Consider the following 12,896-nt stretch of genomic DNA (forward strand, 5'->3'; position numbering starts at 1 on the left):
TCTTTTGATAATACAATTATCCTGCTTTACATGTCCCATAAAAATGACAGTTCTTAATCCGGTGTTACTATTCACACTTTCCCAAATATGGTATCTTTCACATAAAGAGATTTCGGTTATTTCAAAATGCCAAGAAAGCTAGAAAAAGTCTAACTTTTTTGGCATTTTTTGTTGCAACAATTATCTTTATGTGTTATACCATACACATAAAGATAAAGGAGGCAAATTATGGGAATTGTATATCAAACCGATAAAAGATCCGGCATTACTTATGCATATGAAAACCAGTCCTTTTGGGATCCGGAACTTAAGCGTTCCAAATCTAAAAGAAAGCTGATAGGCCGCGTTGATCCTGTTACAAAAGAAATAGTTCCTACTGATGGAAGATGCAAAAAGCGCAGCCCTTCCTATGAACCCGGTAGTGATGATTATGAAATGCCTAAGACTATGAAAGGTCTTAAAGATGAGGTTCGAAGGCTCCTAAAAGAAAATCAGGAACTTCGGGAGCAATTAGAAAAATATAAATCAAAATGATGGTTGGGGATTACCGGAGATGGACTTAAAAGAAGCTTATGAGGTTATAAAAAAAGAATGGCATGCTGCTGAACGCAAGTCAAAAAAACTCGAAAAAGAGCTTGAAAAACTCAGAAAAGAAGGTGCCTCAGACTCCTGTGTGCAAAAGCTTCTCAGCCAGATACAAAGCCTTAACAAAAAGATTTCGCAATACAAAGCCCTTGCTGATCGCTATCAGGAACTCTATGAGAAAGAACGAGCCAAAGTCAAAGAACTTGAGAACGATAAATACAGTCTTGAACTTGAAAACCTGCATTTAAAGGATAAGCTGGAACTTCTGGAAGAAGGTTCTTCCGAAAAAATCACAGCTTCAAAAGAAGCAGAAGCTCAGATTGCAGCGCTTAAGGATGAAGTAGCAAGACTTACTGCAAGGCTAAATAATAACGGAACCAATACCGGCACTCCTACATCCAGGACAGCAATTGATCAGAAAAAAGTCATCCCAAACTCCAGGGAAAAATCAGGCCTTTCCAAAGGCGGACAGCAAGGTCATGAGAAACATGAAATGGCACAGTTTTCTGAGGAAGAGATTACTGATACCATTCCACATGAGCTTTCTGAATGTCCCAACTGTGGAGGTCACAACCTTGAAGAAATCGAAGTATCTGTCAAGGATGAATTCGATTATGAAGTAAAGGTCATCAAGCACAGGCATAAGTTTGTCATATACAAATGCCTTGATTGTGGAGCAACGGTCAAAACTCCTCTTGGCACCCTTAAAGCAGCAAACCAGTATGGCAAGGTGATTCAGGCAATGGCTTTGTCCCTGATGAATCTTGGATTCGTAAGTATCAACCGTACAAAGAAAATACTGACAGGCTTTTCTCCCGAACCACTAACCCTCAGTGAAGGATATCTGGCAAAACTGCAAAAGCGCTATTCCAAAAAGCTTCATGCTTTTGTAACAGACCTTAAAAATTTGATCATCGGACTGCCGCTTATCTACTGGGATGACACTGTAGTCTTTGTCAATACAGCAAGAGCATGTATGAGGTTTTATGGCAATGAGCGCATTGCACTATATACTGCACATATGCACAAGGACCTTGATTGAATCCTCGAAGATAACATCCTTCCTGTACTAAGTTCCGGAACAAAAGTCATGCATGATCATAACACCATCAATTATCATGAAGGCTTTGTCTTCAGAAATGTAGAATGTAATCAGCATCTGGAAAGAGACCTGCAGAAGCTGTTCGACTCATCAAGCCACCCTTGGATCAAAACGCTAAAAGAGCTAATCCAGTCCATGATGCATGACCGGAAACATCTGATAGCCGAAGGTGCTACTGCTTTCTCAAAGGAAGCTGTTGAAGCTTTTCTCATGAAAGTGGATTCTCTTTTGGATAGTGGATATAAAGAGTACATTGCTGATTTGGGGCATTATTATGAAAGTGATGAAAATGCTCTTCTCAACAGAATCAGAGAATATAAGAGCAACTACTTTGACTGGGTTAAGGATTTCTCAATTCCGACAACAAACAACCTAAGCTTATGCGAACCTTTTGTTTATGCGAACTTTCTAAGAGACTGGACAAACAATCTTATGAAGGTATGGAAAAGTTCGCATAAAATGAGAGAATGAAATCACCAGTTGATTCTGCTTCGAAGGAGGTGATTTCATGGATGTTTTCCAGACCAATTCTTCTATTGTTTTGAAATATCTGTCAGAGAATAATGCAAATCCAACTGTATACTGTCTTACTCATTCTTGCCTCTCAAAGCTTGGAAAATTCCTACATGATACTTCAATTTCATATTCATTGGATGTAGCAAAAGAATGGCTTTCTCAATTATCGCTGTGCGCCAATACAATCCAGACATATGGCAAAGCAATTCGCCAGCTTGATGATGTTTATAAATATGGGCATGTGAGCTTTGCCAATCGAATACACAGTATGATACTCTCAGGGCAGTTCAGTGGTGCTGTTTCCGATTACCTGTCCGACATATCCGGCAAATATAGTAAAAAGCATCTGCCAAATATCCGTATCCGGTGCAAATATTTCCTTGAATACATGCAGGTTGAACATCAGCATTCTGAAATATGTGAAATAACATATACAGACGTTCTTTCGTTTCATGCAACAGCGTTAAAACGACTCTCTAAAGCCGATTATGGTATGTACAAGGGCACCATTGCAAACTTTCTCAGATGGCTTTCAGAGAAAGGAGCCTGCCCTATTGGTTTTTCAATGCTTCTTTTTATGAATCATGCAGAAAAAGTTTTTATGCTCAGGGATTTTTCCAATGGCACTGCATTATATATCAGTGCGGTAGGAGCCTCATGCCTCATGGATTTTTCCCCGGAGGAGTTCTATACTGCATCTTTGGACTTTTGCATGGAATTAGAAAGTCTTGGATATGCAGATACAATGAAAACTACAGCCAGGACAGCGCTTGATCTGCTCTATCTGTTCCTTGACATGAATCGGCTTGGATATGATCCAAAGCTTGTAAACGAATGGTTCCATGAAAAAGGGGATTTTTGCTTCAAGAAAAACAAATATATGGCACGCAGGATATTTGCTCTTTTTGAGGTGTTCACTAAAGAAGGAACTATAATCACAACCCATTATTTCACCTACAGGCCTCTTCTTTGCGATGGACTTCCTGACTGGTGCAGAAGAACTCTTGATCAGTTTTTATTACAGAAAGAACGTGAAAATCTTGCAGCATCTACTGTCTGTATGTATCGCTCATCGATTACAAGATTCTGTTTTTTTATTGTTGATAATGGTATATCTTCTTTTAGTGAGATTACACCAGAATTATTAAAAAGATTCAATATCTCAGATATCCATTCTACCCCGGAGGGCAAGAATGCTTATAATGTAAGAATTCGAAAATTTCTCTTTTATCTTGCTGATAACTGCTATACTGACAACTACTTTCTTGGAAATGCTCTTCCATGCGTTCATGCACCGTCTACAAAAATCGTAAAAACACTTACCCCTGATGAATCGTATGCTTTAGAAAACTACATGGATGAAGATTATTCTATCGGCCTAAGAAACCAGGCCATTGCATTGATAGGGTTAAAAATGGGTTTAAGAGGCTCTGACATAACCGAACTTACCTTTGAACAGATTGACTGGAGATTAGGAGCAATACGCTTCATACAGAAAAAGACTTCGGTAGAAAGAGTACTGCCAATGCCAGTAGAAGTCGGTAATGCATTATATCGTTACATAACTGAAGGCAGACCGGATAGCAAGAGTAAATATGTATTTATAGTGCATAAAGCTCCTTATGGCAGGGTAAAAAGAAATATCTGTAGAAGAATAATTCAAAAGGTATTTCCAGAGGGGCGTGATGACGGCTATGGTTTTCACATCACACGCAAAACATATGCAACAGAAAGGTTCAGAAATCATGTGGGATACACTGAAGTAGCCTATCTTATAGGACATACAACAGATGAAACTGTTAAAAAATATATATCCCTGGATGAAGAGCGTATGCGCCTTTGTCCTATTTCTCTTTCAGAATCCGGGATTACCATGAAAGGAGGATTCCGAAATGCATAAGGATTATTTAAGAAAAAGTGTCGTGGCGGATTACATTTCCGGATTATTAGAAGAAAAACGTTCTATGGGATTCAGCTATGTATTTGAAGAATACCTGCTAAATGAATTTGATAATTACTGCATTATCCACGGATTAGAAAATCCATGCTTTGACCGAGATTTCCTTGAGGAATGGTTAAAAACTCTCCCTGATGAAAGTCCGAGTTATCATGGTCAACGAATCTCCTTTATCAGACAGCTGGCTCTTTACATGAACGGACTTGGAATAAATGCATATATACCTGTAGAAAGTGTCAGTAAGGGATATCCTGTACCTCATTTTCTCAGTTCGGAAGAGATAAACGATTTCTTCATTTCCCTGGATAATGATACTCCCAAAGTTACTGCTACTTATGCATGGAGAGCATGGAATGAATACAGGGTTATATTCAGACTGTTATATAGCTGTGGCATGCGTAATTCAGAAGCATGCTGCCTAAGAACCGAACACGTTGCTCTCGATAGAGGCTTCCTTGAAATATATCATTCAAAAGGCAGAAAAGATCGTCTTGTTTATCTTACTGACGATATGCAGGAGCTTCTGATACAATACCAAAAATATCTGTCTGACACTCTTGGTTTTATTCCGGATTGGTTTTTTCCATCACCGGATCCCTCAAAGCACATACACAAATCAACTCTTGATAGTCGCTTCAACAGGGTATGGTCTGGAACTCAGCACGCTGCACGCACTAATAAGAAGCCAACGGTACACAGCCTTCGCCATAGCTTTGTGGTGGACAGAATGAACTCATGGCTTGAGTCCGGCCTGTCGTTTGATGAAATGCTCCCTTATCTAAGTAAATACCTTGGTCATAGTGGTGTTGAAGAATCATTGTATTACTATCATTTAAGTGAAGAAGCTAACATTATCATTCGCAGGAAAGACCGCATTATCGGCAGGGTACTCCCGGAGGTAAGTAAATATGGGGCATAAGGATATTTTACCGGACAGACTGTTTTTCTCAAGAACCTCTGATTTTTTGGATGTTTATCTTGTAAAACAGTGTGGACGAAGTGAAAAAACAAGGGAATCCTATCGGGATTCACTTACCGTATTCAAAAGATATGTGCTAACAACCGGCAAGGATATTTTAAGCTTTCTATATACTGACTGTACTTATAACTTCCTGCTGGGTTATAAAGAATACTTGTCATCCGAGCTGAAATACGAACCGGCAAGCATAAATCATAGACTTGCGACAATAAAAACATACATAAAGTATTCATACGGATGTGATATCTCTCTACTGCAGACTTATATATCAACTGCATCGGTGCCATTTAGCAAAGTTCCTAAAGTGCAGAGAGACATACTTGATGAAAAGGCGATAAGCTGCCTGCTTGACCAACCACCTGCATCGAAAAAAGGGTTGAGGGATACAATTATCATGTCCCTACTATTTGATGCAGCCATTAGGCTTGAAGAACTTCTGTCTCTGACAAGAGGAGACATTTATCACAATGATGGATTTACATATCTTCTCATACATGGCAAAGGTAACAAAGAAAGAAAAGTTTCGTTGGATCAGAGAACTTCTTCTTTGCTTGAAGCCTACCTGGAACAGTATCATCCTGATAAAAATGACCTGAAAAAACCTCTGATTTATACGACAATCAAGGGAATCACAAAGCCTATGTCTCATAGGAATGTACAGAAGATGATCAAAAAATACGCCGAAAGGCTTTCTGGTAATGATGAGAAATCCATTTCTGTATATCCTCATCTCTTAAGAAGGAGTCGGGCCAGTGGCTTATATCAGAATGGCACTCCTATTGAGCTGGTTTCAAGATTTCTTGGACACAGCTCTGTTGAGACCACCAAAGATCATTATGCATTTCCTTCACTTGAGCAGCTCCGTAACGCAATGGAAGCTGGGACACAATCTGATGCTGACAAGAAGCCATTATGGGTTGGACATGAGGATGAATTAGCAAAACTGTGTGGGTTAAGATAAAAAATTTATGCGAACTTTTCTGAATGCAATAAAGTTAGTAATTAGTATCAGCAGAAAAGTTCGCATAAACAAAAGGTTCGCATAAGCTTAGTTATGCGGAATTCCGCATAACTAAGCGAAAGATCACTCAGATTCGTAAAAACCAAGGACAAAGTCTCCGGGCAGTTCCAGAGTATTGAATACGCATCATATTTCGCAGATATCAGGACTTATCTTGAGACCTGCGCAAGAAATGGTGTTAATGAATTCACTGCTCTTTTGAGACTGACTTCCTGTGAACCATATACCGTAGCAGAGCTTTTAGGCGGAGCATAACTCCGCCTAGAAATAGTGCTTTCATTTCAACAAACATGAAGTTTGTTTAATACGAAAATTCTAACCTTTTCATACATAAAAAAGCCCACCAATGTGAGCTTCATTCTGTATCCTCATTTAATCTGTGAATGGTAACAAGAGGCCTTATCCCTTATCAAGAGGCCTTATCAGTAAAAAATGCGCCTGACAAAACAAGCGCATTTCTTATCTATAATATAATAGATATTCTTATTTTTTTTCGAATTTTTCATCGAACACATCTGCTACTGTCTGGAACCAAGACAAAGGGTCGTTTGGGTTAATTCGTTTTTTGGCTTCTTCCACAAAGTCTTCTTTCTGTCGTGCTTTTTCAGAATTTAAGGCAAAGCGGCCTAACCGTCCACCAGCTACATTTTCGAGTTCTTCATCTGAAATTCTTTTCATGTTTTTATCAGCCATAACTGTACCTCCTAAGGTCTATATCGACACGGAATTTACTTTGGTCAATAATTTATACGAACCAATTAATAAAATGGCAATTTTTTCAAGGAGTATCACCATAAATGGAATAAGGCTATATTTACCTTATGCCTTACATGCTTGATAACCTTCAGAAAATCTGTGAATAGTAACTGTATAACTTAATGCAAAATAAAAATATAATACATATTCTTATTGGTTTCTGGCGTTTTCATCGAATACGTCACAGACTGTTTGAAACCAAGATGTAGGATCGTTTGGATCCATTCGTCCTACTGCTTCTTTTGCCAGTTGTTCAACTTTCTTCTGACGCCTTATCTCTCTTCTATTTGGATTGACACCATTGCTTCCACCACCAGTTACATTTTCGAGTTCTTCATCCACTAAATTTTCCTTATTATTTTCTGACATAATGAATCCTCCTTCGACTAAATATCATTTTCATTAACTATAGAAATGAAAAGAATCTGTGATAATAAATAACTGTAATCTACTATATAACCGTACTACCTTCTTAACAAATAGATATTCTTATTTTATTCCGCCTCTTTCATTGAACAAATCCGCAACTGTTTGAAACCAGGATGAAGGATCTTTTGGGTTAAATCTTTTTTTTGCTTCTTCGACAAAGGCTTCCTTTTCTTGCTTTTTTTTAATTTGTGCTCCTACTCCAAATGTTGTTGTTCCACCAGCAACCTCTTCAAGTTCCTCATCTGAAAAGTTTTTTATATTTTTATCTGTCATAACTGCACCTCCTAAGATCTATATCGACACGGAATTTACTTTGGTTAATTATTTATACGAACCAATTAATAAAATGGCAATTTTTTCAAGGAGTATCACCATAAATGGAATAAGGCTATATTTACCTTATGCCTTACATGCTTGATACCTTCAGAAAATCTGTGAATAGTAACAATCCGGTGTTTCCAAGGTTCAAGTTTAAGATTCCAGTATCAGGTTAAATCTGTCCCCAATAAAAAGGGAGCACTGAGTCTCCCTTAGGCATGTTCATATGAACTAATTATTTACAAAGCTCCTCTATCCACTCCCTCCTCTGAATAACTTCAAGCCATTCCTCAGGTATTCCATCATATCCGTAGAAAAGCCCAGCCAGTCCTCCCGCTGTGGCTCCAACAGTATCACTGTCATCCCCTAGATTGACCGCTTTCAGCTCACAGTTTTTGAAAGAATCTGTAGAAACAAGTGACCAAACCGCAGCCTCTATGGTGTCAACCACATATCCGCTGCTCTTAATCCCGGATTCAGGTATTTCTGATAGTTTCTTCATATCTCGTAACCTGTCATAACATGACAACTCCGATGTATTTTTCAAAAATCCATCATAGAAATTAAAGCCGGTATCAAAACCTTTCTGTAGCCTTTCCATAAGCGTTCCATCTTTATCAAGTACGCTTTTCACACAGAAAAAATATAGTCCACATGCAATCTGCCCTCTTATATGATTGTGTGTAAGCCCGGCAACCTGATGGATCAAGGAAACAGCATCTTCATCAGAAAGATTATTTGTATATGCATATATGCATGCCGGAAGAATCCTCATCAGAGACCCGTTCCCATTATCCCTCTCAGTAATACCACCACAACTATTCAGATCATCACCCTTCATATACCGCAATATTGCAGCCATGGTGCCATTTCCCACATCAAACGCTTCACCAAACGGGGTATATTCCCCTTTCCGGATCCATCTGACAAACCTGTTCATGATGTCTTCAAGATTAATGCCGTCTTTATCCCTGATACTTGCAAGGAGCGCCAGCGTCATACTGCTGTCATCAGTCCATGTACCGGCAGGCATATCATAAGTTCCATGGCCAAGCATGGTAGTCACAGGATCCTCCCGGACCTCTTTTCTGCTCCTAAACTGAACAGGACATCCAAGAGCATCACCCACAACAACTCCCATTATTCCGGAAAACCATATATTATCAGCATTTTTACTCTCTGTATTATATTTCATCATGAAAACCGCACTCCCTTTTTAGTTTCTGATTCATCAATCCAATCTCATTGCATCATCTTCTTCGCTGACCGCTGCGCTTTGCATAGTCCTCCCGAATCTCAGCATCCCAATCACAGCAATTAAGCTCCTTCTCGGCATCCATTGCACTATCCGCCATCATAACAGAACAAACTGCTTTTGAAACTCCGGCATACAGATTTGCTGTTCCCACAGAATCATGCATATAGTTGACGGCTCTTTCCTTTTTTATGCCGAAGCGCTGAGCCTCAGCATAGGAATCGATATTTGCACCTATGAAAATAAACTGCCATCCATACTTCTTCTGCTCATGCCGGATCAACTTCTTTATCTGTCCATATGAGTACCTGCTGCTGGCATTCTCCATGCCGTCAGTTGTTATTATGAAAATAGTTTTATCAGGCCTTTCATCCTCAGGCGCATGTCTGTGCGCATTTACCGTATGCCTGATTGCTCCGCCAACTGCATCCAGAAGTGCTGTGCAACCTCTTACATAGTAATCATCCGGAGTGATATCCTTCACCTCTCTGATATCCACCCTGTTATGAAGCACCTCAGTCACATCATCAAAAAGGATTGTTGATACATAAGCCTTTTCACCGGTCGCACGCTGCTTTTTTATCATGGCATTAAATCCGCCTATAGTATCAAGCTCCAATCCACCCATTGATCCGCTTCTGTCCAGTATATAAACGATTTCTGTATATCCCTTACTCATTTTGACACCTCCATAGTCATGAAAATTTTTACATCTCAGCTCCAGCAGCCTCGTCTCATATAGATCTCTCGTACCCTGCTTGCATGCCAGCCGGGTGCTGCTATCGTCTGCCTCGGAGCTCTATCTGATAATGCAATGTTACTATGAAGGCAAATAAAAATGGTCAACCCGAAGGCGACCATTCTATCATCCATTTGAAAGCGGATCCAGTCCGTAATCAAACAATGCAATATCTATTTTCATAACACTGTAGTCATTGTGAATTATAAAATATTTGACCACAACATCTGTCTGCGAAATCGGCGAAAAAGCATATCCTGCAAGTCTTAAGAAATCCACCGTCTCATCAAGGGTTAGCCTGAGTCCTACAGCCAGACAGAGCACTTTTTCTTTTGAAGGCTTCACCTGCCCTTTAAGAAGCTTTGAAAAATACTGCTTTGAAATATTTGCTGCCGTATATATCTCTGAATTCTTAAGCCCCTTCTTGTTGATCAGCTGTTGCAGATGCTTTTCAAATGAATCCTTATACATTTCCTTTAATGCTTCATCCAATGACTGTGCCTTATGTGCTGCATAAGCAACCGGCTCATCAGAATAACCAAAAGCTTCTTCCTCGTCCTCAGCTGTAACGTCTGCATCTTCCTGAATCTCTGCATCCTCATCTTCTTCATCAGAAAAAGCTGATGCCTTTTGAAGAAGCATCACACTATCTTTAGGAATACCGTCATTTTGATATTCATCCTTAAGAGCCATGCTGACGTATTCCTCATCAACAAAGCTTTTCACCTCATCAAATATCTTTCCGGATACATGATAGGCATACGCTCCGAACACAACAAGAGTTATCTCCATCTCATGTTCCTTCAGAAAGTCTGTAAAAGCATCAACCGCTATCTGTATTCCAAGCTCCTTAGGAAATCCATATGTCCCCGTGGCAAGAAGCGGAAAGGCTATTGACTTACAGCCATTCTCAAAAGCCAGTAATAGTGCCTTATCATAGCACTGCCTAAGGAGTTTATCCTCTCCATAGTCTCCTCCGTCCCACCATGGACCACTCGCATGAATAATGAATTTTGCATTCAAGTCAAAAGCCGGTGTGATCCCCACATCACCTGGCTCCAGGACTCCTATCTTCTTTCTGGCAGCAAGGAGTCTGTCCTCACCGGCAGCCTTATATATGGCAGAATCAACACCATCCCCTACTACAACATCAGGATTTGCAGTATTAACAATGGCATCTGCCTTTGCTTTAGTTATGTCATTACGAATAATCTGAAATGGCATAGAATTTCACCCCTACTCTTTTTATATAGTATCCTTCTACCGCATATTTCATCATTCATTTGTAATACGCAGAGACTTCAAGAAAATTCTTGTTGCCATCTATGTAATCTTTATATGCTGTTTCTGCATCTTTTCCATGAAACACCTTACAAAGTCCGCACATGTCACAGTCAGAAATGCATGGATATCTTTCTTTTATGTATGCTCTGCGCTCTTCCAAAGTGGAATTTCCTATCTCAGGTGCACCTGCCATAACAACAATCTCCTCAATGTATCTGCCTGTCCTGGCGATATATTTCCATATACTCCATGTTTATCTCACGAATTTCCTTTTTACCATCAATGTAATCCTGGTATATGTCCCAGGGACTTCCGCCTCCAAGCCAGCATGAAGAACAATTCTCACAACCACCTCCGCAGTCAAGAGAGTTCTTCACTATCTGTTCACGTTCTTCTTTAGTTGTATCTTTGATAAGAATAGACTTCATGCTTCTACCTCCCATCCCAAATACTGCTTAACTATCAAATCCATCCAGTTTTTCCTTTATTCCTCTTGTCATCAGCGTAACATAAATCTTTCCCATAACCTTTTGAAGGCAAGAGTAGATCAACGTTTCCTCCCAGTCTGTAAACAGGTCTTTTACTTTAGATGTATCATTTAATTCGACAACCATTATCGCACCACCGTTGAATAAATCTCATTTACAATCTCATCCTTGCTCTTTTCTTCAGTGATGGTGGTCTCTTTTATAAGGTCCAAATAATCTTTTTCTTTCCACCAATCACGCATCTCATCGGCTCCAAACTCAGCTGCTTTGGATCTGGTCTGATGCCGTCTTACGGTTTCTTCAAAAGGAATGTCAAAATAATACGCATATATGTCGGCGCCATACAGTTCGATCGCTGCTTCAAACAGTTCTCGATACCAATCCGCAATAAATATCCCTTCCAATATGACCACTTCGCAGTTTTCGCTTCCGTACTCAAGCATCTGCTTTATCAGGGGAAGTGCCGGCGGGTCTATTCCATCCCTTTCTTTAAGCACTTCTCTTCGGATCATATCCTGCGAAAGGACCATGGTACCTCGTCCGAAAAGTGTCTGCAACTCCTTGGCTACCGTTGTTTTTCCACTCCCGGAGTTCCCGCGAAGCATGATTAATTTATGCATATTCGTACCTCACATACTCCCAGACACATAAAATTCCGTTTCATTCTTTTAATAACTCGCAAACCATAATGTATTCTTCTTCGTCAAAAAAGAAATCTATGACTGCTTTTAATGCTTCATCTTATTCTACTTTCCCTTTTCCCTATCATCTTTTCCGACAACTTATAGATTATCATACCTTTTTTCAGACAAAAACAAAATAGCTCCGGACATTATTTACCTTCTCCAGAATCTGATATTAATCAAAAATAGTTATAACTGTTCCAACACCAGTAATTATCAGCCGCGTGTTCATAGGTGTCACATCACTAAGTTCATAGCATAAAAAAGCGACAACCAAGCATCCTATAATACTTCCCAGGATCTTGGCAATAGTAAAACAGTGCTCAAGAACAAGCGTAGCAATTACAGTTACACCAAATATAATCAGGCACGTTTTTGAATCCAATCCAATATTGCGAGTAGGGAACAATGGAATAACGTCAGCACTGGCTGCATTGAGAATTATGTAATCACTCCCGATGACTGGAATGCTTCTATCCGTCCCGGCGAAAGCGCATTCTTTGGCGTACAGGGTTCAGGCTCAATCGGAAGTCTCTATTACACTGGGTTTTGTATTTTGCTTAAATTCCAGTGCACTGCTGAAAATGAGACTACCCTGAAATTAAGGTATTTTTAAAATCCCAGTGCACTCCAAAAAAGTAGCATACATTGGGATAAACATTTTTCTAAATCCCAGTGTACTCCAAAAAAACAGCATACACTGGGATAAACATTTTTCTAAATCCCAGTGTACTCCAAAAAAATAGCATACACTGGGATAAACATTTTTTTAAATCCCAGTGTA

Annotated in this window: 17 protein-coding genes; 7 read left to right on the plus strand and 10 right to left on the minus strand. The window is 39.5% G+C overall.

Annotated features, from left to right (window positions below; genetic code table 11):
* The first annotated feature begins 228 nt into the window (after positions 1–228).
* The 6 genes from ACHCNF_RS07760 to ACHCNF_RS07785 are packed head-to-tail and all read left to right on the plus strand — an operon-like array spanning position 229 to position 6,100.
* On the plus strand, positions 229–534 hold the full coding sequence (locus ACHCNF_RS07760; RefSeq protein ID WP_408069280.1) for a hypothetical protein: 306 nt from the start codon (positions 229–231) through the stop codon (positions 532–534).
* A gap of 19 nt (positions 535–553) precedes the next feature.
* Positions 554–1,627: a hypothetical protein gene (locus ACHCNF_RS07765; protein ID WP_408069281.1), complete on the plus strand. Its 1,074-nt coding sequence runs from the start codon at positions 554–556 to the stop codon at positions 1,625–1,627.
* Between the two features lie 48 nt (positions 1,628–1,675).
* Positions 1,676–2,158 carry a hypothetical protein gene (locus tag ACHCNF_RS07770; RefSeq protein ID WP_408069282.1) on the plus strand — a complete coding sequence of 161 codons (483 nt, stop codon included), beginning with the start codon at positions 1,676–1,678 and terminating at the stop codon, positions 2,156–2,158.
* A gap of 37 nt (positions 2,159–2,195) precedes the next feature.
* Positions 2,196–4,103 carry a tyrosine-type recombinase/integrase gene (locus ACHCNF_RS07775; RefSeq protein ID WP_408069283.1) on the plus strand — a complete coding sequence of 636 codons (1,908 nt, stop codon included), beginning with the start codon at positions 2,196–2,198 and terminating at the stop codon, positions 4,101–4,103.
* On the plus strand, positions 4,096–5,079 hold the full coding sequence (locus ACHCNF_RS07780) for a tyrosine-type recombinase/integrase (protein WP_408069284.1): 984 nt from the start codon (positions 4,096–4,098) through the stop codon (positions 5,077–5,079). Before ACHCNF_RS07775 ends, ACHCNF_RS07780 begins: the two co-directional genes overlap by 8 nt.
* Entirely contained in the window at positions 5,069–6,100 is a 1,032-nt protein-coding gene (locus tag ACHCNF_RS07785; protein ID WP_408069285.1) for a tyrosine-type recombinase/integrase, read from the plus strand. Before ACHCNF_RS07780 ends, ACHCNF_RS07785 begins: the two co-directional genes overlap by 11 nt.
* 543 nt (positions 6,101–6,643) lie before the next feature.
* On the opposite strand, the gene ACHCNF_RS07790 is transcribed toward ACHCNF_RS07785, so the two are convergent.
* From ACHCNF_RS07790 to ACHCNF_RS07835, 10 genes are all read right to left on the minus strand, one after another.
* On the minus strand, positions 6,644–6,853 hold the full coding sequence (locus ACHCNF_RS07790) for a hypothetical protein (RefSeq protein ID WP_408069286.1): 210 nt from the start codon (positions 6,851–6,853) through the stop codon (positions 6,644–6,646).
* Positions 6,854–7,066: 213 nt separating this feature from the next.
* Entirely contained in the window at positions 7,067–7,285 is a 219-nt protein-coding gene (locus tag ACHCNF_RS07795; protein WP_408069287.1) for a hypothetical protein, read from the minus strand.
* A gap of 120 nt (positions 7,286–7,405) precedes the next feature.
* Entirely contained in the window at positions 7,406–7,618 is a 213-nt protein-coding gene (locus ACHCNF_RS07800; RefSeq protein ID WP_408069288.1) for a hypothetical protein, read from the minus strand.
* A 280-nt stretch (positions 7,619–7,898) separates the two neighbouring features.
* Positions 7,899–8,861: an ADP-ribosylglycohydrolase family protein gene (locus ACHCNF_RS07805; RefSeq protein WP_408069289.1), complete on the minus strand. Its 963-nt coding sequence runs from the start codon at positions 8,859–8,861 to the stop codon at positions 7,899–7,901.
* 52 nt (positions 8,862–8,913) lie between these two features.
* Positions 8,914–9,597, minus strand: coding sequence for a vWA domain-containing protein (locus ACHCNF_RS07810; RefSeq protein ID WP_408069290.1), 684 nt, complete (start codon positions 9,595–9,597; stop codon positions 8,914–8,916).
* A gap of 186 nt (positions 9,598–9,783) precedes the next feature.
* Positions 9,784–10,881 (minus strand): macro domain-containing protein, encoded by a 1,098-nt coding sequence (locus ACHCNF_RS07815; protein ID WP_408069291.1) that lies wholly within the window; start codon positions 10,879–10,881, stop codon positions 9,784–9,786.
* 55 nt (positions 10,882–10,936) lie between these two features.
* Complete coding sequence (locus tag ACHCNF_RS07820) at positions 10,937–11,134, minus strand: hypothetical protein (protein WP_408069292.1); 198 nt, start codon at positions 11,132–11,134, stop codon at positions 10,937–10,939.
* A 13-nt stretch (positions 11,135–11,147) separates the two neighbouring features.
* Positions 11,148–11,369: a hypothetical protein gene (locus ACHCNF_RS07825; protein ID WP_408069293.1), complete on the minus strand. Its 222-nt coding sequence runs from the start codon at positions 11,367–11,369 to the stop codon at positions 11,148–11,150.
* A 27-nt stretch (positions 11,370–11,396) separates the two neighbouring features.
* Positions 11,397–11,555 carry a hypothetical protein gene (locus ACHCNF_RS07830; RefSeq protein WP_408069294.1) on the minus strand — a complete coding sequence of 53 codons (159 nt, stop codon included), beginning with the start codon at positions 11,553–11,555 and terminating at the stop codon, positions 11,397–11,399.
* Entirely contained in the window at positions 11,555–12,049 is a 495-nt protein-coding gene (locus ACHCNF_RS07835) for a kinase (protein WP_408069295.1), read from the minus strand. Before ACHCNF_RS07835 ends, ACHCNF_RS07830 begins: the two co-directional genes overlap by 1 nt.
* Before the next feature lie 454 nt (positions 12,050–12,503).
* Here ACHCNF_RS07835 and ACHCNF_RS07840 point away from each other — a divergent pair, with 454 nt between their 5' ends.
* Positions 12,504–12,728, plus strand: a complete 225-nt coding sequence (locus tag ACHCNF_RS07840; protein WP_408072207.1) for a cellulose binding domain-containing protein — start codon at positions 12,504–12,506, stop codon at positions 12,726–12,728.
* The last annotated feature ends 168 nt before the right edge of the window (positions 12,729–12,896 follow it).

The sequence above is a fragment of the Butyrivibrio sp. NATIVEDY162 genome (assembly GCF_045999815.1).
Taxonomy (GTDB): Bacteria; Bacillota; Clostridia; order Lachnospirales; family Lachnospiraceae; genus Butyrivibrio.

Excerpts from the sequence above, each read along its gene's own strand:
- ACHCNF_RS07770 (WP_408069282.1), top strand. The coding sequence starts at position 1,676 with ATGCATGATCATAACACCATCAATTATCATGAAGGCTTTGTCTTCAGA.
- ACHCNF_RS07815 (WP_408069291.1), bottom strand. The coding sequence starts at position 10,881 with ATGCCATTTCAGATTATTCGTAATGACATAACTAAAGCAAAGGCAGAT.
- ACHCNF_RS07780 (WP_408069284.1), top strand. The coding sequence starts at position 4,096 with ATGCATAAGGATTATTTAAGAAAAAGTGTCGTGGCGGATTACATTTCC.
- ACHCNF_RS07785 (WP_408069285.1), top strand. The coding sequence starts at position 5,069 with ATGGGGCATAAGGATATTTTACCGGACAGACTGTTTTTCTCAAGAACC.
- ACHCNF_RS07825 (WP_408069293.1), bottom strand. The coding sequence starts at position 11,369 with ATGAAGTCTATTCTTATCAAAGATACAACTAAAGAAGAACGTGAACAG.
- ACHCNF_RS07765 (WP_408069281.1), top strand. The coding sequence starts at position 554 with ATGGACTTAAAAGAAGCTTATGAGGTTATAAAAAAAGAATGGCATGCT.
- ACHCNF_RS07835 (WP_408069295.1), bottom strand. The coding sequence starts at position 12,049 with ATGCATAAATTAATCATGCTTCGCGGGAACTCCGGGAGTGGAAAAACA.
- ACHCNF_RS07795 (WP_408069287.1), bottom strand. The coding sequence starts at position 7,285 with ATGTCAGAAAATAATAAGGAAAATTTAGTGGATGAAGAACTCGAAAAT.
- ACHCNF_RS07810 (WP_408069290.1), bottom strand. The coding sequence starts at position 9,597 with ATGAGTAAGGGATATACAGAAATCGTTTATATACTGGACAGAAGCGGA.
- ACHCNF_RS07805 (WP_408069289.1), bottom strand. The coding sequence starts at position 8,861 with ATGATGAAATATAATACAGAGAGTAAAAATGCTGATAATATATGGTTT.
- ACHCNF_RS07760 (WP_408069280.1), top strand. The coding sequence starts at position 229 with ATGGGAATTGTATATCAAACCGATAAAAGATCCGGCATTACTTATGCA.
- ACHCNF_RS07830 (WP_408069294.1), bottom strand. The coding sequence starts at position 11,555 with ATGGTTGTCGAATTAAATGATACATCTAAAGTAAAAGACCTGTTTACA.
- ACHCNF_RS07820 (WP_408069292.1), bottom strand. The coding sequence starts at position 11,134 with ATGGCAGGTGCACCTGAGATAGGAAATTCCACTTTGGAAGAGCGCAGA.
- ACHCNF_RS07790 (WP_408069286.1), bottom strand. The coding sequence starts at position 6,853 with ATGGCTGATAAAAACATGAAAAGAATTTCAGATGAAGAACTCGAAAAT.
- ACHCNF_RS07775 (WP_408069283.1), top strand. The coding sequence starts at position 2,196 with ATGGATGTTTTCCAGACCAATTCTTCTATTGTTTTGAAATATCTGTCA.
- ACHCNF_RS07800 (WP_408069288.1), bottom strand. The coding sequence starts at position 7,618 with ATGACAGATAAAAATATAAAAAACTTTTCAGATGAGGAACTTGAAGAG.